Below are 19,458 nucleotides of genomic sequence, written 5' to 3' on the forward strand. Positions count from 1 at the left end.
CGCCGACGGCCATGGCGGCGCGCTGTCGAATCCGCGCTACCTCGGGCAGGCCGCTCTTGCCGGGCTTGGTGCGCCGTGTAACATGAGCAAAGACCGTTCGCCCCCTTTATTTGCGGTTCGAGGCTGGCGGACGGCACCGACTCGAAATGCCCCGGAGGGGAGCGCTCATGTCTCGTGTCGTCGAAATCTCGCTGGACATGCCCGCGATGGCCGCGTGCGAGTGGCTTCAGCAGGCGGTAGAGGTAGCGGCTGACCAAGCCGGCAAGGACCAGGCCGGCAAGGCCGACAAGAAACCCACCGCCCGGCGGGCGAAGCAAAACCCCGCTGCCGGCGGTGCCGGAGAGGCGTTGGCGAATGCGCTCGATCGATCCGGCAAGTTTTCTTCCGTGTCCGCGCGCACGCGGCTGACGATCCATCCGCTGGCGCTGAGCCGCAAGCTCACGGAGGCCGGATGGCGGACGATGGCAGAGGTTTCGCCTGGCGGACGCCGGATGCTCGTTTCGCGCCGCGAAACTCATGCGCCCGCCGTGACGGTGCGTGAATTCTTCGTGGACGCGCCGCTCGAGGCCAGTGCGGCCATCATGCAGCACTTGACCGTGCCGTCCGAATTGCGGGAGGCGTTGGACGAAGAAGGCGCTCAGGTGTCCTTGCCGGCGGCGGTGCTTGAATTTCATCGCACGACCTGGCGCTGGACGTCGGAAGACGGCCACGCCGTCGACGTCGTATTGAACGACGCCTTCGATGCGACGCCCGAAGCCATGCCGCATTTTTGCGAGCTGCTGCTGTCGTCGTCCTGCCCGAACGCTGACGAAACGCTGTCCGACGGCGAGCAGCCAGACCCGCTGGCGCGCGCCGTGCACGCGCTTTTTGCCGTAGCGGAAGCACTGGTTGCCGAACTTCCCGTTTTCCCCGTCCTGAGCGACGCGCTCGAGCGCACCCTGCGCGCTCCGGCCGCGGAAGAGCCGGTACGCGCCATTCCCGTCGATCTCCTCGACCTCCACACGCCGCATGCCGCGCTGATCGCGATCGGCGCCAACATCGCGCAACAGTGGTTCGGCAACGAGCGTGGCGTGCACGAGACCGCGACCATCGAGTTCGTCCATCAGATGCGCGTCGCACAGCGCCGCCTGAGGACGGCGATGCGGATCTTCTCGGGCTGGACCGATGCGGACTGGACGACGCGCGTCGCCCCCGGCCTCAAATGGCTCGGCGACCTGCTCGGCGAAGCGCGCGATCTCGACGTCTTCACCGATTCGACGCTGCCTGCTCTCGCCGCTGCCGATACCGACGCGTCCGCGTGGTCGGCGGTGCTGGCCTCGGCCGATGCCCGCCGGCTCGCGGCGCGCGGCCGTCTACAGGCGGCGATGCGCTCGCGCCGCTACGCGCAGCTGTCGCTCGCGTGGCTCGCCTGGCTTGCCAGCTTGCCGATGCGCGGCGCGCCGGAGGCGCTCGCCGACACCATCTTGCACGCGTTCGTGGCCAAGCGCGTGCGCAAGCACTTCCGGCGCCTGGCCGACACGGCAAAGCTGCCGGAGCTCGATGCCGCCGCGCGCCATCGCCATCGCATCGAGGCCAAGCGCCTGCGCTACATACTGGAGTTCTTCGAGTCGATCGCTTCGGGACGCACACGCCGCGACGTCGCCAAGACCTTGCAGCGCATCCAGAGCGTGCTCGGCGACGGCAACGATGCCGTGGTCGCGCTGCGTCTTCTCGAACAGCTCGACATCACGCCCTACCAGCGCGGCTTCGCCCGCGGCTGGAGCCAGGCGGTCGGCCACTGGACGGCGCAAGAGGGCGAGCGTCTGCTGCGTACGCTCGAAGAGCCGCGCATCAAGGGTGGGGCCTAGCGCCGCGCTCGGTGCCGACTTCGCGCGTGACACAGCCGATATAATCGATTGCCACCTGGATCGCTTTTAACCCATGCCCCGTTCTTCTTCCCCGACATCGTCCGACTCTACCGGCGAGGCGCTCGAACTCGACGGCTCCGTCTGGTTGCGCGCGGGACACGAAACGCTCGGCGGCGCGGCGCGCATTGCGCTGCTCGAAGCGATCGGGGAGACCGGCTCGATCACCGGCGCGGCGAAAGCGGTCGGCATGAGCTACAAGGCCGCATGGGACGCCATCGACACCATGAACAACCTCGCCGGCGAACCGCTCGTGATGCGCGCGGCGGGCGGCAAGGGCGGCGGCGGCACCACGCTGACGCCGCGCGCAGTCCGCCTGATCGCGACGTTCCGGGCGATCGAGCGCGAACATCGCAAATTTGTTGAACATGCCAGCGCGGCAATCGAAGGCTTTGCCGGCGACTGGGGCCTGATTGGGAGAATCGGCATGAAAACGAGCGCACGCAATCAACTGGCTGGAACCGTCGCGTCGATCAAGCTCGGCGCCGTCAACGACGAGGTCTCGCTCGCCTTGCCCGGCGGCCACACCATTGTCGCCACCGTGACGCACGAGAGCACCGAGTCGCTCGGCCTCGCGCAAGGCGCGGCGGCGTTCGCGCTGATCAAGGCGTCGTCGGTATTGCTGCTGGTCGATGATGCGGGAGGCGCGCCGCTCAAGATCTCCGCGCGCAATCAGCTGCGCGGCGCCGTCTCGAAGCTGACGCGGGGGGCGGTGAATGCCGAGGTGTCGCTCGTGCTCGCCGGCGGCACGGTGGTGACGGCGATCATCACCAATGAGAGCGTCGATGCGCTGGGGCTGGCCGAGGGCGTGCCGGCGGTGGCCGCGTTCAAGGCGTCCAGCGTGATTCTTGGCGTGAGCGGCTGAAATATTGCGAAGGGCCGTGCGGCCTTGGCTGCACGGTGTGATCGAAACCGTCCGCCCGGCAGTCGATACCAGGCGGACGCGCCGTCATGCATCGGACGGCGGATGCGACACCGGCTGCGTGTTCTGCTCGATTGCAGCCGGGCGCGGATTGTCGCGGCCCGCTTTCCAGCGGGCCCGGATGAACGGGCGCTCGTGGCCCGACAAATGAAGCGCGATATGGGTGATCCAGCGCTGGGTCGGCACCCGCACATCGTGCAGCGCCATCGTGAGCACCATGAGACTCACCGCGACCGGCACAGCGCGTAGCTGACCGGGCTTCGCATCCCACGACCACCAGATGAACACCACTGCGGCCAGCGAGCCGACGATGCAGCCCGCCACTGCTTCGGACGGCGAATGCGCGTCGAGCACGACGCGCGAGAGCCCGACCGCGAGCCCGGCAGCGAGCCCGAGTGCGACGCCTGCGAGGCGAACCGGCCGCTGCGCGGGCAGCAGCATCAGGAACAGCGCGACGGGATAGACCGCCGTCGACAGCATCGCATGTCCGCTCACGCCAGTGAAATCGAGCTCGCGCACGCCGACACCCCAGCCGAGGAACGCGATCTTGGTCAGCGCGACGACGCCGATGGCAAGCCCGAGCAGCCCGAGCCAGGCGGTCGCGAGCCGCCACGTATAGCCGAGCGCGAGCCAGAGCGCGATGGCGATGGCGAGGGGCAGCGTGAGACCTGCGCCGCCGAAGCGCGTGATCGAAAGCCAGAGGTGAAGCGGTAGGTCAGGCATGAAACCAGGGGCGCGCGAGGCGCACGGCCAGTCGGAAGGTTAAATTCTTAACGCGCGACGGGATCAAAGCGACTACAACGAATAACGAAATGCGACGCGTAAACAGAAGTATAGCGACGGCGCCTGTGTCACCGGCGCGCTTCGTGATGGCGCACACACAAGCTGCGCGCGCGCCGCAGGCGGGCGCAGCTTGCGAACGTGAACCTCCAAACCGATCGGCGGTCTCTCAAAAATAGTGTTATGGTGCATTGCACCATGCTTGCCGTTTACTCGATTGGACCTGCCCCTATTTTTAGCGAGCCGACTCGATGGCCAAAAGCCTGACGAAGACGTGGTTGAGCGGCTTGAAGCGCCTTCTGGCGATTCAAGCGGAACCCGCGCAAAAGCGCGCCAAGCGTACGGGACTCAAAGCCAAGCGCCCTGCTGGGAAGCCCGAGAAGAAAGCGCGCCGGAGCGCGGCCGAAACCGCCGCGCCGCCCATGCGCGAGTCGCTTGTGCGTCCGCGGGCGGCGGCGTGGGCGAGCGGCAGCTGGACGCGCTCGTTCCACTCGGCGCCGCCGGTTCCCGGGCGGCTCGTCAATCACCTCTCGTACGGGTTGTATCTGCCGGCCGACACGTCCGGCGCGCAAGCGCTTCCGTTGGTCGTGATGCTGCATGGCTGCAAGCAGACTATCGACGAATTCGCGGAAGGCACGCGGATGAATCTCCTCGCCGACAAATTCAAGTTCGCGGTCGTCTACCCGGAGCAGTCGCGGCATAGCCACGCGCACCGCTGCTGGCATTGGTACGACGATCGCGAGCACGCGGGGCGCGGCGAGGCGCGCGCTGTGGCGTCGCTCGTCGATGCGCTCGTCGCGGAATACGGATTCGATGCCGAATGCGTGTATGCGGCGGGATTATCGGCGGGGGCTGGCCTGACCTCGTTGCTTGCGCTTCACTTCCCTGAACAGTTCGCCGCGGTCGCCCTGCATTCGGGGCCGGTGTTCGGCGACGCCCATTCCGGCATGGCCGCGATGGACGTGATGCGGCGCGGCAGCCATCACGATCCGGCGGCGCTCGTCGACAAGGCGACCGACGTCGCGGCGTATCCGGGGATGCCGGCCATCATCGTTCACGGCGACGCGGATCGCGTCGTGGCGCCGAAGAACGCCGACCAGCTGGCGCTGGAGTTTGCGCGGCTCAACAGGCTCGTCGATGCGGAGGGCGCCCGGATCGCCGGCGACGTGCGCGAGGAGCGCAAAGACGGCGTGCTCGTGCGCGACTACGTGAAGGGCGGCCGGCGCGCGGTGCGGCTATGCCGCGTCGCAGGCCTGGGGCACGCGTGGTCGGGTGGCGACGACGCCGTGCCGTTCCATTCATCGAAGGGACCGGATGCGAGCGCGTTGATCTGGGACTTTTTTCAAAAGCAGCGGCGAGCGCAACTGGAGCCGACGGCCGCAAGCAAGGCCTTCTGAAGCGCGTTTCGCCGTATTCGATCCGGGCCGTTGCGTGCCGAGCACAGATTCTAAATTTGCTATTTGCGCGTCCTAGGGTTTTCCCTATAATAGGGGTTATTCCCTAGGCATTAACGCTTAGTCAAATTTGGAGTCCACCATGTACTTGCTGAGCCGCCTGTTCCTGTTCCTGACGAAGTCCACTGAGCAACGCATCAAAGAGCACAACGACGCGTACCTCGCCGAAGCGACGGATCTGTACGATCTCGAGTTCCGCATGCGCAAGATCGATCGCGAAGCTGCTGTTGCCTACCCGTCGTGGATGGTGCAGCGCTAAGACGCGCTGACGAGCCGAGAAGGCTCGTTTGAAGAAGTGCAAACGCAAGCCGGCCCGCACGCCGGCTTATTGCGTTTCAATAATCCTTTCTCTCGTCATCAGGCTGCAGGCGTGTCAGGCTGATCCGCCTTCTCGGGTGTTTGCATGCCGAAGCAGCCGCGATAAGTGGCGTAGAACGAGCAATAGAGCATCGTCGTCAGGATGACCGACGCGGGCATCAGTACCGCGAGCGCGTACTCGGCCGCGCCGAGCGCCTGCATCAGCGCCGACAGCCCGAGCGACACCGTGATGGCCGATGCGAACCACAGCGCCGCATAGACGATGAACGCGCCGCGATTGCGCCAGCAGCTCACCACGCTGAAGAACATCGCCTTGACGGGCGGCACGTCGTGCCACGCGGCGAGCACCGGCGCGAACCAGAACAGCATCGAGACGGGGATGTAGAAGCCCAGAGCGACCAGCACAGCAAGCGGAATTGCGCTGTTCGCCAGCGCTTCCGGCTCGATTTCCCCGCTGCCCATCATCACCTTGAACAGCATGCCGCCGTCCGCGAGCGCGGAGCCCGCGAACACGAGCGCCATCGCCGCGATGTAAAGCACGCCGAGCACCATCAGCCGCCGCGCGACCACTGCGCCATACGAGCGAAAACCGTCGACGAGGATGGTCGGAAACACCGGCTTGCCGGCGATCGTATCGCGGCACGCGGCCATGAAGCCGACCGCGACGCCCGGAATGAACGCGAGCGGCAGCACCGTGCCGACTACCGGAATCCTCGACACGAGCGTCATCGCGATGAGATAGGTGAAGAAAATCGTGAGGAACGCGAGGGGGTTTTTGCGGAACAGCCAGACGCCTTGCCGGAACCACACATAGCCGTTTTTTGCGGGAACTTCGATCAGTTGCATGATTAGACGCCCGGGAGCGCGGCGCCTTTCAGGCGTTCGCGCAGGATGCGCTCGAAATGGGTGGGATCGTGCGGCTTGAGCATTTCGGCGGCACGCGGCATGTGGAAATCATACAGGCGCGATACCCAGAAGCGATATGCGCCGGCGCGCAGCATGTCGCTCCAGTGGCGGCGCTCGTCGGACGTGAACGGGCGCACGGTCTGATAAGCGCGCAGCAAGGCCTCGACGCGCGCGGCATCCAACTGCCCGGTCGCGAGATCGATGCACCAGTCGTTGACGGTGACGGCCACGTCGAAGAGCCACTTGTCGCAGCCCGCGAAGTAGAAGTCGAAGAAGCCGCCGAGACGCACTTCGTGGCCGGTGCCCGGCTCGGCGTGCGCGAACAGGACGTTGTCGCGGAACAGGTCGCAGTGGCATGGGCCTTCGGGCAGCGCGGCGTAGTCGCTCGAGGCAAAGAAGGCCTGCTGATGCGCAAGCTCGCTCAAGAGCAGCGTGCGCTCCTCATCGCTGATGAACGGCAGCACGGACGGCACAGTCTCCTGCCACCACGGCAGGCTGCGCAGGTTCGGCTGATGGTGCGGGAAATCGCGGCCGGCGAGGTGCATGCGCGCGAGCATCTGGCCGACTTCGACGCAGTGCTCCACCTTCGGCGCGAGTCGCGCAGTGCCTTCGAGCTTCGTGACGATCGCCGTGGGCTTGCCGTGCAGTATGCCGAAGAGGGCGCCGTCGTCGCGCGGCACGGGGTCCGGCACCGGTACGCGATGCGACGCGAGGTGGCGCATCAGGTCCAGATAGAACGGCAACTGCCCGGCGGTCAGCTTTTCGAAGATGGTGAGAACGTATTCGCCGCGCGTCGTCGTCAGAAAAAAATTGCTGTTTTCGATGCCGGACTGGATGCCGCGAAAATCGACGACATCGCCGAGATCGTAGTGGCGCATCCATTGCGCGAGTTCTTGTTCGGTGACAGCGGTGAATACGGCCATGCAGGAAACTTCGGAATCGGGTTGGTCGGACCGGCGTTCGCGGCCGGTGCGGGAATGTGCGGCTGACTTGCTGAAGGGCGGCTGGCCCCGTGACATGTGCTGCGGGTTAGGGCGTGCGCGCGAGTCCTGTGCGTCGTGCCCGCGCGGCGCCGAGATGTCCGCATCAGGCTCGCCGGCTCCCTCGAGAGCTGGGCCCTGGCGGCGCCCGCCCCGCTCAATAGTGCAAGTTGATCGAAGGCAGGCGCGTGCTCGCTTGCCCGTTGTCGCGCACTTGCGGCGAGGTGTCGGCCGGCGCGCTCATCTGATAGTGCGTGCCGAAATTCGAGCGCACGTCGATCTCGACAGGCTTGCCTTTGTCGCGGTACTCGGTGATTTCGGTGCCGTTCGGGGTCTTTTCGTAGTAGCTCGGCGTGCGCGGCACGTTGATGTCGACTTTCGACGAGACTTCCGCCGCCGGGCGATTGATGACCTCCAGGTCGGGCAGGCCGGCCGCGTAGTTGGCAGCGTTAGCCTGCGCGCGGGCTTGGGCGTCGTCGGCGGGCTGAGCCGCCACGGCGACGCCGCCAAAGACGAGCAGCGCGGCAACGGCGACAGGAAGATGCGGCTTCATGGTGATTCTCCAAAAGAGTGTCCGAATTCTAGCAAATACGTATCCGTCCCCGGCGTACGCCATCGAGTTATTTTGCGCCGCCGCGCCACGTGCTGCACGGGCGCGGGCCTTGTGCGGCGCGGGTGCGACAGCGCACGGCGTGTCGTCAGTGCGAGATGGTTCCGTGGTAATGTCGTCTCATTAAGCGAGGCGAATGAAGATGAAGAACGATCTGACGCACAACGGCAGGCCCGGGCTGCCTCCTGATTTTCCCACTGAAGCCTTTACTGACGCCGCGGACGCCGTCGCGCGCTTGTCCGCTGTCTACGAATCCAACACTGCGTTCTTGCGCGACGCGTTTGCGCGCTACCGGCGCAACGAAGTGTTCGACCATCACGTGCGTGCCTGCTATCCCTTCGTGCGCATTCGCACCGAGGTCAACACCAACATCGACTCGCGCCGCTCTTATGGCTTCGTCGCGGGCCCGGGCGTCTTCGAGACGACGGTGACGCGGCCGGACCTGTTCGGCAATTACTATCGCGAGCAGTTGCGGCTGCTGGCGAAGAACCATCATGTGCTGATCGACGTCGGCGTGTCGGACAAGCCGATTCCGATTCACTTCGCGTTCGCGGAAGGGATCCACCTCGAGGGCGAGCTCGGCCGCGACAAGCTGACGATGATGCGCGACGTGTTCGATACGCCGGACCTCGCGCAGCTCGACGACCGCATCGTGAACGGCACCTATGAGCCTGGCCCCGGCGAGCCGCATCCGCTCGCGCTGTTCACGGCGCCGCGCGTGGATTTCTCTCTGCACCGGTTGCGGCACTATACGGCGACGTCGCCGACGCATTTCCAGAACTACGTGCTCTACACGAACTATCAGTTCTACATCGACGAGTTCGTCAAGCTCGGCCGCGAGCTGATGTCCCATACCGACGATGCCGAGCTGCGGGCGTATCGGAGTGAGTACACATCGTTCGTCGAACCGGGCGATGTGATCACCTACAACGCGAACCTCGACGAGCAGCCCAACGAAGGCAGGGGCACTGCGCCCGCGCGCCTGCCGCAGATGCCCGCGTATCACTTGAAGCGCGCGGACGGCAGCGGCATCACGATGGTCAACATCGGCGTGGGGCCGTCTAACGCGAAGACGATCACCGATCACATCGCCGTGCTGCGTCCGCATGCGTGGGTGATGCTTGGGCACTGCGCGGGGCTGCGCAATACGCAGCGCCTCGGCGACTACGTGCTCGCGCACGGCTATGTGCGCGAGGACCACGTGCTCGACGCGGACCTGCCGCTGTGGGTGCCGATTCCCGCGCTCGCTGAAGTGCAGGTGGCCCTGGAGCGGGCGGTCGCGCAGGTGACGCTGCTCGAAGGCGCGGAGTTGAAGCGCGTGATGCGCACGGGAACCGTGGCGAGCGTTGACAACCGCAACTGGGAACTGCGCGACCATCGCGAGCCGGTGCAGCGTCTGTCGCAAAGCCGGGCGATCGCGCTCGACATGGAAAGCGCGACGATTGCCGCCAACGGCTTCCGCTTCCGTGTGCCGTACGGCACGCTGCTATGCGTGTCGGACAAGCCGCTTCACGGCGAGCTGAAGTTGCCCGGCATGGCCGATCAGTTCTATCGCGCGCAAGTCGACCAGCACTTGCAGATCGGCGTCAAGGCGATGGAGCTGCTGCGGATGAACGGGCTCGACCGCTTGCACAGCCGCAAGCTGCGCAGCTTTGCCGAGGTGGCGTTTCAGTAAGGGCGGGTAAGGTGGCGGCGCGCCTGAAGAGGCTGGCGCGCCGTGTAGACAGGTGATGCGGCGCGCGGCGCGCGGCGGGCAAGGCGAACGAAACACATGTTGCGCTCGCCTTGCAACGACGGCTTGTCGATCACAAATAGAACATCCGGTCCTCGTCCGACTTGGCCGCGTGCGGTTCGGCCTCTTCGCGGTCCTCGTAGAACGACAGCACCGCTTCGAGCACCTGGTCGGGATCGTCGATCACCTGCATCAGCTTCATGTCTTCGGGATTGATGAGGCCCATCGGCACGAGCGCCGATTCGAACCAACTGAGCAGGCCTTTCCAGAACTCCGCGCCCACGAGAATGATCGGCACGTGGCGCGACTTCTTCGTCTGAATCAGCGTGAGCACTTCGGCGAGCTCATCGAGCGTGCCGAAGCCGCCAGGCATCACGATCACGGCGTCCGAGTTCTTGACGAAGGTGACCTTGCGCGTGAAGAAGTGGCGAAAGCGCAGCGAGATGTCCTGCCATTGATTGCCCGATTGCTCGTGCGGCAGCTCGATGTTCAGGCCGACCGACGGCGCCTTGCCCGCATGCGCGCCCTTGTTGGCTGCTTCCATGATGCCGGGGCCGCCGCCGGAGATCACGGCGAAGCCCGCGTCGGACAGTTTTCGCGCGATGACGGTGGCGAGCTTGTAGTGAGGCGAGGTCGGTTTCAGACGCGCCGAGCCATAGATGCTGACGGCCGGGCGGATCTCCGAGAGGTACTCGGTCGCCTCGATAAACTCTGCCATAATCGTGAACATCTGCCACGATGCGCGGGCCTTCTTGGCTGTCGCGCGTTCTTGATCTGCGAGCGATCGCAGACTCGGTATCACTTTTCTCTTGTTCATAATGCCTGAAGAACGAAACCTGAAAGGTAAGACCCTGCTATTGGTCGACGGTTCGAGCTATCTCTATCGGGCCTACCATGCAATGCCTGATTTGCGCGGCCCGGATGGAGGACCGACGGGTGCGCTGTACGGAATCATCAACATGTTGCGGCGCATGCGCAAGGAAGTCACGGCAGAGTATAGCGCGTGCGTGTTCGATGCCAAGGGCAAGACGTTCCGCGACGACTGGTATCCCGAGTACAAGGCCAATCGCCCGTCGATGCCCGAAGACCTCGCGCGGCAGATCGAGCCGATCCACGTCGCGGTGCGCGCGCTCGGCTGGCCGCTCTTGATGGTCGAAGGCGTCGAGGCCGACGACGTGATCGGCACGCTCGCCACGCAAGCCGAGGCGCAGGGCATGAAGGTGATCGTTTCCACCGGCGATAAAGACCTGGCGCAGCTGGTCAGCGATCATGTCACCCTCATCAATACGATGACGAACGAGACGCTCGATCGTGACGCCGTCATCGCGAAGTTCGGCGTGCCGCCCGAGCGGATCATCGATTACCTGTCGCTGATCGGCGATACCGTCGACAACGTGCCGGGCGTCGACAAGTGCGGCCCGAAGACGGCGGTCAAATGGCTCGCGCAATACGAGACGCTCGATGGCATCGTCGCACATGCGGGCGAAATCAAAGGTGCGGTAGGGGACAATCTGCGCCGCGCGCTCGATTTCCTGCCGATGGCGCGCAAGCTCGTCACGGTCGAGCGCGCGTGCGATCTGAATGGGCACGTCGAGTCGATCGATGCGTCGCTCGCCACGCATCCCGAAGCGCTTGAGGCGTTGCGCGATATTTTCGTGCGTCACGGCTTCAAGACCTGGCTGCGCGAGGTCGAGACGGTGCAGGCGCAGCAGCAGGCGCCTGAAGGCGCGAACGGCATGAATGGCGCGAGCGGCGCGCAGGCGGCGGCCGAGGCCGCAGGCGAGCAGCCTGCGCTGGCGTTCGACGTGCCGCGCCACTACGAGACTGTGCAGACCTGGGAGCAGTTCGACGCGTGGCTCGCGAAGATCGATGCGGCCGCGCTGACGTCGTTCGATACCGAGACCACGGCGCTCGATCCGATGGTCGCGCAGATCGTGGGCCTCTCGCTCGCTGTGGAGCCGGGGAAAGCGGCCTATGTGCCGCTCGCGCATCGAGGCCCCGATGCGCCCGTGCAGTTGCCGCGCGACGAAGTGCTGGCGAAGCTCAAGCCATGGCTTGAAGATGCCGCCAGGAAGAAGGTCGGCCAGCACTTGAAGTACGACGAGCAAGTGCTCGCCAACTACGGCGTCGAGCTGAACGGCGTCGAGCATGACACGATGCTCGAATCGTACGTGCTCGAATCGCACCGCTCGCACGACATGGACAGCCTCGCGTTGCGCCATCTCGGCGTGAAGACGATCAAGTACGAAGACGTGGCGGGCAAGGGCGCGCAGCAGATCGGCTTCGACGAAGTGCCGCTCGAGACGGCCGCCGAGTACGCCGCGGAAGACGCGGACATCACGCTGCAGCTCCATCAAGCGCTCTATCCGCAGATCGAGCCCGAGCCGGGTTTGCTGCGCGTTTATCGCGACATCGAGATTCCGACCTCCCGCGTGCTGCGGCGGATGGAGCGCAACGGCGTCCTGATCGACGCCGAGCGGCTGCGCCAGCAGAGCAATGAGATCGCTGTGCGGCTCGTCGAGCTCGAACGCGAGGCTTATGAGCTGGCCGGCGGCGAGTTCAACATGGGCTCGCCCAAGCAGATCGGGCAGATTTTCTTCGAACGGCTGCAACTGCCGATCGTCAAGAAAACGCCGAGCGGCGCACCGTCGACCGACGAAGAAGTGCTGCAGAAGCTTGCCGAGGACTACCCGCTGCCGAAGCTGCTGCTCGAGCATCGCGGCCTGTCGAAGCTCAAGTCGACCTATACCGACAAGCTGCCGCGCATGGTCAACGCCAAGACCGGACGCGTCCATACGAACTACGCGCAAGCCGTCGCGGTGACGGGCCGGCTCGCCTCGAACGATCCGAACCTGCAGAACATCCCCGTGCGCACGGCCGAAGGCCGGCGCATCCGCGAGGCATTCATCGCGCCTCCGGGCTGCAAGCTCGTGTCGGCGGACTATTCGCAGATCGAGTTGCGCATCATGGCGCACATCTCGGGCGACGAGTCGCTGTTGCGCGCGTTCGCCAACGGCGAGGACATTCACCGGGCGACAGCCGCCGAGGTCTTCGGCGTGACGCCGCTCGAAGTCACGAGCGACCAGCGCCGCATCGCCAAGGTCATCAACTTCGGCTTGATCTACGGGATGAGCTCGTTCGGGCTCGCGTCGAACCTCGGCATCACGCGCGATGCCGCCAAGCTCTACATTGACCGCTACTTTGCCCGCTATCCCGGCGTGGCAAGCTACATGGACGGCACGCGCGCGAGCGCGAAGGAGAAAGGCTACGTCGAAACCGTGTTCGGGCGCCGCCTCTGGCTACCCGAGATCAACGGCGGCAACGGCCCGCGCCGCCAGGCCGCCGAGCGCGCCGCGATCAACGCGCCGATGCAGGGCACGGCGGCCGATCTCATCAAGCTGTCGATGATCGCGGTGCAGGGCTGGCTCGACGAGCAGAAGACCGGCACGCGCATGATCATGCAGGTCCACGACGAACTGATCCTCGAAGTGCCCGAGGAGGAGTTGCCCGTCGTGCGCAAACGGCTGCCCGAGCTGATGTGTGGCGTGGCCGAGCTCAGGGTGCCGCTCGTCGCCGAGGTAGGGGCCGGCGCCAACTGGGAAGAGGCGCACTGAGCGCACTCCGCGCGTCCTTGTAACGCGCCTCGAAGTCATCTTCGAGGCGCGTCGGCGAATGGACGGCTAAAGCGTCAATAGCGTCGCGCGCATGACACACATGTGGCGCGGCGACTTGTTGCAAAAACGCTCTCGCCCTGACAATGGCCTATCTGGGCCGTATGTTTTCCGGCCTCGAAGATTCGCACAACCGAACGGCAACCACGGAGAGTGTCCATGCATCGTTTCATCGTCGTTGGGGGAGGCGCGGGGGGACTGGAACTGGCGACGCGTCTTGGCGATCGCTACGGCTCGAAGAAGAATGGCGGCGCGCGCGCACTGGTGACGCTCGTCGACCGCTATCCGACGCATATCTGGAAGCCCTTGCTGCACGAGGTCGCGGCCGGCAGCATGGACCCGTTCACGCAGGAGCTCGAATATGCGGCGCAGGCGCGCTGGCACGGCTTCGAGTTCCAGCAGGGCGAGCTCGCCGGGCTCGATCGCAAGGTCAAGCGGATCACGCTCGCGCCGGTTCGCGACGACGACGGCGCCGAATTGCTGCCCCAGCGCGAGCTCGAGTACGACACGCTCGTCATCGCCATCGGCAGCACGACGCATTTCTTCGGCGTGCAAGGCGCGCCCGAGCATTCGATCGCGCTCGATACCGTCCAGCAGGCCGAGCGCTTCCGCAAGCGCCTGATCGCGGCGTGCATGCGCGCGGAGCATCAGGTGCACGAGCGTGTCGAGTCTGGCGACGGCATGTCGCCGGAGAAGGAGCCGCGCATCCAGGTGGCGATCGTCGGCGGCGGGGCGACGGGCGTCGAATTGTCGGCGGAATTGCGCAACACGGCGCAGGTGTTGTCGGCTTATGGGCTGCACAAGCTCGATCCGCGGCACGACGTCGGCATCGTGCTGATCGAGGCGGGGCCGCGCATTCTTCCCGCGCTGACGGAGCGCGTGTCGAGCGCGACGGCCGAGTTGCTGACCAAGCTCGGCGTGAAGCTGATGGTCGGCGAGACCGTGGCCGAGGTCTCGCCGGGCGTCGTGCGCACGGCGAGCGGCAAGACGGTGCGCGCCGACCTGACGGTGTGGGCCGCGGGCATCAAGGCGCCGCCCGTGCTTACCAAGCTCGATGGGCTGACCGTGAACCGCCTGGGACAGCTGCAAGTACGCCGCACGCTGCAGACCGAAAACGACGACGACATCTTCGCGCTCGGCGATTGCGCCGGGTGTCCGTGGCCCGGCAACGAGCGCAACGTGCCGCCGCGCGCGCAGGCCGCGCATCAGCAGGCGAGCTTCCTGTTGAAGTCGCTCGTGAACCGGATGGAGGGCCGGCCGCTTCCCGAGTTCACGTATCGCGACTTCGGCTCGCTGGTGTCGCTCGGGCATTTCAGCGCGGTCGGCAACCTGATGGGCGGGCTGATCGGCGGGAGCATGCTGATCGAGGGGCTCTTTGCGCGCTTCATGTACATGTCGCTGTACCGGCTGCATATCGCGGCGCTGCACGGCTATCCGCGCATGATGCTCGATACCTTCGCGCACTGGCTGCGGCGCACGACGCTGCCGCGCGTGAAGCTGCACTGAGCGACGGCGGCGGGCAGGCGGATCGGACCTCGAGTCGCGCTAGTCGCTAGAATCGACTTCGCGCTTTACTGCAGATGTTTGAAGCGGGCCGCCATTGCGCGGCCCGCAAGTCGTTTCCGAACGGTTGCCGCCACTCTGCTTTCCGGCAGCCGCCAACTCTAGGAGCGCCGTATGCTGACACCCGACGTCGACAGTCTGATCCCGCATGTTCCTTTCGATCGCCGCACCTTCTTGAAAGCTGCGCTCGGCAGCGGCTTCGCCGCGTGCGTGCTGCCGGTCTCCGCGCAGACCATCCATACCGATAGCGCAGGGCTCGACGCCGGCGAAGTCGGCTTCCGCTCGGGCGGCGATCTGATTCCCGCTTACCACGCGCAACCGGCAGGCAAGACGCATCTGCCGGTGGTCATCGTGATCCACGAGATTTTCGGGGTGCACGAGCACATCGCCGATGTCTGTCGGCGCTTCGCCAAGCTCGGCTATCTGGCGATCGCGCCGAATCTGTTCTCGCGCGAAGGCGACCCGATGGCTTACCCGACCATGCAGCAGCTCAACGACCAGCTAGTGAGCAAGGTGTCCGACGAGACGGTGATGGCCGACCTCGACGCCGCCGTGCAATGGGCCGGCGAGCATGGCGGCGATTTGCGCCGGCTAGGCGTGGTCGGCTATTGCTGGGGCGGGCGCGAGGCCTGGCTCTTCGCCGAGCGCAACCCGCGCGTGAAGGCGGCGGTGGCCTGGTACGGACGCGTGGCCGGTTCGCATGGGGCGGCGACACCGGCTAACCCGATCGACCGCGTCGCGGACTTGCATGCGCCCGTGCTCGGGTTCTATGGCGGACAGGACACGAGCATCCCGCAGGACACGCTCGAGCAAATGAAAGCGCTGATCGCGCAGGGGCCGGCGGTGGCGCGGGGCTCGCAGATCGTCGTCTATGGCGATGCGGGGCACGCGTTCTTCGCGGACTATCGGCCGAGCTACCGCAAGGCCGATGCCGAGGACAGCTGGCGCCGTGCGCTCGCGTGGCTCAAGGAGCACGGCGTCGCGTAGCGCCAGATTCGACTCAGGATCGGCTTACGGATTCGGACCGGTGGCGACGGGGCGCGACGGGTCCGAGCACCATTCGCTCCACGAACCCGAGTACAGCGCCGCGCCGTGCAGCCCGGCGACTTCCATCGCCAGTGCGTTGTGGCATGCGGTGACGCCCGATCCGCATTGCAGTATCGCCTGCTCGGGCAGCTTCCCGTTCAAGACGGCGCTGAAGTCTTCCCGCAGCGTGTGCGCCGGCTTGAAGCGGCCGTCCGCCGTGAGGTTGTCCCTGAAGAAGCGGTTTAGCGCGCCGGGAATGTGGCCGCCGACCGGGTCGATGGTCTCGTTCTCGCCGCGATAGCGGTCGGCGGCGCGCGCGTCGATCACCACGCGGTCATGCGTCGACAGGTTGCGCAGCACCGCTTGCACATCGACGGTCGCCACGAGCGGGGCGGCGGCCTTGAAATTGCCCGCGGCCTTGGCCGGCGCTTGCGCATCGAGCGCGAAGCCCGCGGCTTGCCAGGCTTGCAGGCCGCCGTCGAGCACCGCCGCGGAGTCGTGACCGAGCCAGCGCAGCAGCCACCAGAGACGCGCGGCGTACGCGCCGCCTTGCGCGTCGTACGCGACGATTTGCTGATTCTGATCGAGGCCATGCGCGGCGAGCGTCGCGACGAGCGCCACCCGGTCCGGCAGCGGATGACGGCCATTGGTGCCGGTCTTCGCGCCCGACAGGTCGCGGTCGAGATGCAGATAGTGCGCGCCTGGAACATGGCCTGCCGCATAGGCCTGTTCGCCTGCGCCGGTGTTGGCGAGATCGAAGCTGCAATCGAAGACAAGCACGCTGCCCGGTGCGTTGCTGATGCGTTCTGCGAGATTGGCGGCCGATATGAGAGTGGTGTAGTGGGTGTGCGGCATGACAGCTCCTGATGAGACCTGCGTCCGGCTTGCGCCGAAGGTGTCTTGTTAGTCTAAACAAAAAGACGGGCAAGAAGGGTTTCAAACCCAACTTGCCCGTCTTTTCACCTATCAGTGCTGTGCGGCCAGGCGAAGCGGCTGCCGCTTCGCTCGTGCCGCAGCCGCTCAGATCGGCCCCAGCTCGCGCCGCAGGAATTCGTGGAAGTGCTGCATGCCGTCTTCCATCGGGCTCTGGTAGGGCCCGACTTGAGACTCGCCGCGGTTCATGAGCGCGAGGCGCCCGGCGTCCATCCGCTCGCCGATTTCGTCGTCCTCGCGGGCCGTTTCCATATAGGCGGCGCGCTCGGCTTCGACGAACTCGCGCTCGAACAGGGCGATTTCTTCGGGGTAATAGAACTCGACGACGTTCGTCGTATGAGTCGGGCTGCGCGGAATCAGCCACGACACGACGAGCACGTGCGGATACCACTCGATCATGAGGCCCGGGTAGTACACCATCCAGATCGCGCCGAATTCGGGCGGCTCGCCGCCGCGGAAGCGCAGCACCTCGTCGTGCCATTTGCGGTACGTCGGGCTGCCCGGCTTCGCGAGCGCATTGTGCACGCCGACCGTCTGCACGCTGTACCAGTCGCCGAACTCCCACTGCAGGTCGTCGCACGAGACGAAGCTGCCGAGCCCCGGATGGAACGGCACCACGTGATAGTCTTCCAGATAGACCTCGATGAAGGTCTTCCAGTTGTAGTTGCACTCGTGCACTTCGACGTGATCGAACATGAAGTCCGCGAAATCGAAGTGGTGCTTGGTGCCGAGGCGCGCGAGATCTTTCGCGACGTTGCGGCCCTGCGACTCGAACAGCAGCCCTTGCCAGTTCTGCAGCGGGGTGGCGCCGAGATTCAGGCAGGGGTTGTCCGCGAAGTGCGGCGCGCCGAGCAGGTTGCCGTTGAGGTCGTACGTCCAGCGGTGCAGCGGACAGACGATGTTCTCCGTCTGGCCGCGGCCGTTGAGCATGATGGCTTGCCGGTGGCGGCACACGTTTGAGAGCAGCTCGACTTGCGACTGCTGGTTGCGCACGAGCACGCGCCCCTCGCCCTCGCCGGGCAGGGCAAAATAACTCCCCGCTTCGGGGACCATCAATTCGTGCCCGACGTAGCGAGGACCTTGCTTGAAAAGTGTTTCGATTTCGCGCGTAAGAAGCGCTGGGTCAAAATAAGCTGTGACTGGCAGCTGACTGGAGACGGCCTTCAGCTGCAAAGCATTGCTCAGATTGGACATTCCCACTCCCGATGAAGACGTGAAAGCAGTGAACAACCCAACCATCGATAAGTTTCGATTTGGGGAGCCCGCGATTATACCCTTTTCCCCTTCTGCTGGGTGCATAAGTATCTGATTTGGGTCAAAATTGCCCCCGGAGTTCACCGTTTTTCACTCGATTGCAGCAAGGAAATGGTGGATGCCTTCAGTCTGAGGAATGTGTCGAACAGGTCGGACTTGTCGCTTTTGCCGTAGAATGTTCGACTTGTTTTTAAATTCCGACTCCCCTCATGGCGAAGACCGCACCTCAGGACACCGCTCCTGCCGCGTCCAGCGGCGCTGGCGCGCCATTGCCGGAGAATTATGAGGCGGCGGTGGAGGAGCTCGAGGGACTCGTCGCGCGGATGGAAGGCGGCGCCCTGAGCCTCGAGGAATCGCTTGCCGCGTACCGGCGCGGCGCCGCACTTGTGGCGTTCTGTCAACAACAACTGGAAAAGGTGGAGCAGCAGGTCCGCGTCCTCGACGGCGAGACGCTCAAGCCGCTCTCCACCGGCGCAGCTCCCGCGGATAGCGGAGACGATCTATGACTTTTGAAGAATGGATGCGTTCGGTGCTCGGGCGCGTCGAGACGGCACTCGAACACTACTTGCCGGGGCCGCAGACGGCGCCTGCCCAACTGCACGAGGCCATGCGCTACGCGGTGCTGGGCGGCGGCAAGCGGGTACGCCCGTTGCTGTGCCACGCTGCCGGCGAGCTGACCGGCGCGAGCGCGAAGGCGCTCGAAGCCGCATCGGCGGCACTGGAAATGATCCACGTCTATTCGCTCGTGCATGACGACATGCCGTGCATGGACGATGACGAACTGCGCCGCGGCAAGCCCACGGTGCACGTCAAGTATGACGAGCCGACGGCCTTGCTCGTCGGCGATGCGCTGCAATCGCAGGCATTCGTCGCGCTGACGGACGGCGCGGCGCTCGCACCCGCGGCCCAGGCCGCGCTCGTGCGCGAGCTGGCGCTCGCAAGCGGCTCGATCGGCATGGCTGGGGGCCAGGCGATCGACTTGGCGAGCGTCGGTCACGCGCTCACGCGTGAGCAGCTGGAAACCATGCACCGGATGAAGACCGGTGCGCTTCTGCGCGCCTCGGTGCGCATGGGCGCGCTGGCGGGCGAGGCGCCGGGCGAGCAAGCCCTGCAATCGCTCGACGCGTACTCGGCCGCCGTCGGTCTGGCGTTCCAGGTCGTCGACGACATCCTCGATGTAACGACCGATTCCGCGACGCTCGGCAAGACCGCCGGCAAAGACGCGAAGGACGGCAAGCCGACCTACGTGTCGATCATCGGACTCGAAGCGTCCCGTGCACTGGCTGCGCAGCTGCGCAGCGAGGCGCACGAGGCGCTCGTGCCGTTCGGCGCGCGCGCCCGGCGCCTCGCTGAACTGGCTGACCTGGTCGTGAACCGGGTGAGTTGAAAGAGGAATTTAACGCCG

At 65.5% G+C, this 19,458-nt stretch carries 17 protein-coding genes; 10 read left to right on the forward strand and 7 right to left on the reverse strand.

The window, feature by feature from the left end; translation table 11 throughout:
- Positions 1-167 precede the first annotated feature (167 nt).
- Together FAZ69_RS00280 and FAZ69_RS00285 are read left to right on the forward strand one after the other, a co-directional pair.
- On the forward strand, positions 168-1,847 hold the full coding sequence (locus tag FAZ69_RS00280; RefSeq protein ID WP_169708513.1) for a CHAD domain-containing protein: 1,680 nt from the start codon (positions 168-170) through the stop codon (positions 1,845-1,847).
- A gap of 73 nt (positions 1,848-1,920) precedes the next feature.
- Positions 1,921-2,769, forward strand: coding sequence for a TOBE domain-containing protein (locus FAZ69_RS00285; protein WP_136891960.1), 849 nt, complete (start codon positions 1,921-1,923; stop codon positions 2,767-2,769).
- Positions 2,770-2,853: 84 nt separating this feature from the next.
- Here the strand turns inward: FAZ69_RS00285 and FAZ69_RS00290 are convergent, their stop codons facing one another.
- Positions 2,854-3,549 carry a phosphatase PAP2 family protein gene (locus FAZ69_RS00290; protein ID WP_136891961.1) on the reverse strand — a complete coding sequence of 232 codons (696 nt, stop codon included), beginning with the start codon at positions 3,547-3,549 and terminating at the stop codon, positions 2,854-2,856.
- Between the two features lie 308 nt (positions 3,550-3,857).
- Between FAZ69_RS00290 and FAZ69_RS00295 the strand changes: the two genes are divergently transcribed.
- Positions 3,858-5,003, forward strand: a complete 1,146-nt coding sequence (locus FAZ69_RS00295; RefSeq protein WP_136891962.1) for an extracellular catalytic domain type 1 short-chain-length polyhydroxyalkanoate depolymerase — start codon at positions 3,858-3,860, stop codon at positions 5,001-5,003.
- A gap of 139 nt (positions 5,004-5,142) precedes the next feature.
- Entirely contained in the window at positions 5,143-5,319 is a 177-nt protein-coding gene (locus FAZ69_RS00300) for a DUF3563 family protein (protein WP_136891963.1), read from the forward strand.
- A 98-nt stretch (positions 5,320-5,417) separates the two neighbouring features.
- Here the strand turns inward: FAZ69_RS00300 and FAZ69_RS00305 are convergent, their stop codons facing one another.
- The 3 genes from FAZ69_RS00305 to FAZ69_RS00315 all read right to left on the reverse strand — a co-directional run bounded on the left by FAZ69_RS00305 (position 5,418) and on the right by FAZ69_RS00315 (position 7,817).
- Positions 5,418-6,224, reverse strand: coding sequence for a BPSS1780 family membrane protein (locus FAZ69_RS00305; protein ID WP_136891964.1), 807 nt, complete (start codon positions 6,222-6,224; stop codon positions 5,418-5,420).
- Positions 6,225-6,226: 2 nt separating this feature from the next.
- Complete coding sequence (locus FAZ69_RS00310; protein ID WP_136891965.1) at positions 6,227-7,207, reverse strand: homoserine kinase; 981 nt, start codon at positions 7,205-7,207, stop codon at positions 6,227-6,229.
- A 214-nt stretch (positions 7,208-7,421) separates the two neighbouring features.
- On the reverse strand, positions 7,422-7,817 hold the full coding sequence (locus FAZ69_RS00315; protein WP_136891966.1) for a hypothetical protein: 396 nt from the start codon (positions 7,815-7,817) through the stop codon (positions 7,422-7,424).
- Positions 7,818-8,016: 199 nt separating this feature from the next.
- Here FAZ69_RS00315 and FAZ69_RS00320 point away from each other — a divergent pair, with 199 nt between their 5' ends.
- Positions 8,017-9,549, forward strand: coding sequence for an AMP nucleosidase (locus tag FAZ69_RS00320; protein WP_136891967.1), 1,533 nt, complete (start codon positions 8,017-8,019; stop codon positions 9,547-9,549).
- A 130-nt stretch (positions 9,550-9,679) separates the two neighbouring features.
- On the opposite strand, the gene FAZ69_RS00325 is transcribed toward FAZ69_RS00320, so the two are convergent.
- On the reverse strand, positions 9,680-10,423 hold the full coding sequence (locus tag FAZ69_RS00325) for an LOG family protein (RefSeq protein WP_136891968.1): 744 nt from the start codon (positions 10,421-10,423) through the stop codon (positions 9,680-9,682).
- Between the two features lies 1 nt (position 10,424).
- Here FAZ69_RS00325 and polA point away from each other — a divergent pair, with 1 nt between their 5' ends.
- From polA to FAZ69_RS00340, 3 genes are all read left to right on the forward strand, one after another.
- Complete coding sequence (gene polA / locus FAZ69_RS00330; protein ID WP_136891969.1) at positions 10,425-13,220, forward strand: DNA polymerase I; 2,796 nt, start codon at positions 10,425-10,427, stop codon at positions 13,218-13,220.
- Between the two features lie 216 nt (positions 13,221-13,436).
- Positions 13,437-14,783 carry an NAD(P)/FAD-dependent oxidoreductase gene (locus tag FAZ69_RS00335; protein ID WP_136891970.1) on the forward strand — a complete coding sequence of 449 codons (1,347 nt, stop codon included), beginning with the start codon at positions 13,437-13,439 and terminating at the stop codon, positions 14,781-14,783.
- Between the two features lie 171 nt (positions 14,784-14,954).
- Entirely contained in the window at positions 14,955-15,827 is an 873-nt protein-coding gene (locus FAZ69_RS00340) for a dienelactone hydrolase family protein (RefSeq protein ID WP_136891971.1), read from the forward strand.
- 24 nt (positions 15,828-15,851) lie between these two features.
- Here the strand turns inward: FAZ69_RS00340 and FAZ69_RS00345 are convergent, their stop codons facing one another.
- Together FAZ69_RS00345 and FAZ69_RS00350 are read right to left on the reverse strand one after the other, a co-directional pair.
- The gene (locus FAZ69_RS00345; protein WP_136891972.1) at positions 15,852-16,721 is read right to left on the reverse strand and encodes a sulfurtransferase; all 870 of its coding nucleotides are present in this window, start codon (positions 16,719-16,721) and stop codon (positions 15,852-15,854) included.
- A 165-nt stretch (positions 16,722-16,886) separates the two neighbouring features.
- Complete coding sequence (locus FAZ69_RS00350; RefSeq protein ID WP_136891973.1) at positions 16,887-17,993, reverse strand: aromatic ring-hydroxylating oxygenase subunit alpha; 1,107 nt, start codon at positions 17,991-17,993, stop codon at positions 16,887-16,889.
- Positions 17,994-18,262: 269 nt separating this feature from the next.
- Between FAZ69_RS00350 and FAZ69_RS00355 the strand changes: the two genes are divergently transcribed.
- Positions 18,263-18,559: an exodeoxyribonuclease VII small subunit gene (locus FAZ69_RS00355; RefSeq protein ID WP_136891974.1), complete on the forward strand. Its 297-nt coding sequence runs from the start codon at positions 18,263-18,265 to the stop codon at positions 18,557-18,559.
- Positions 18,556-19,440, forward strand: coding sequence for a polyprenyl synthetase family protein (locus tag FAZ69_RS00360; protein WP_136891975.1), 885 nt, complete (start codon positions 18,556-18,558; stop codon positions 19,438-19,440). The genes FAZ69_RS00355 and FAZ69_RS00360 overlap by 4 nt, the downstream gene beginning before the upstream one ends.
- The last annotated feature ends 18 nt before the right edge of the window (positions 19,441-19,458 follow it).

The sequence above is a fragment of the Trinickia terrae genome, from assembly GCF_005144415.1.
Classification (GTDB): domain Bacteria; phylum Pseudomonadota; class Gammaproteobacteria; order Burkholderiales; family Burkholderiaceae; genus Trinickia_A; species Trinickia_A terrae.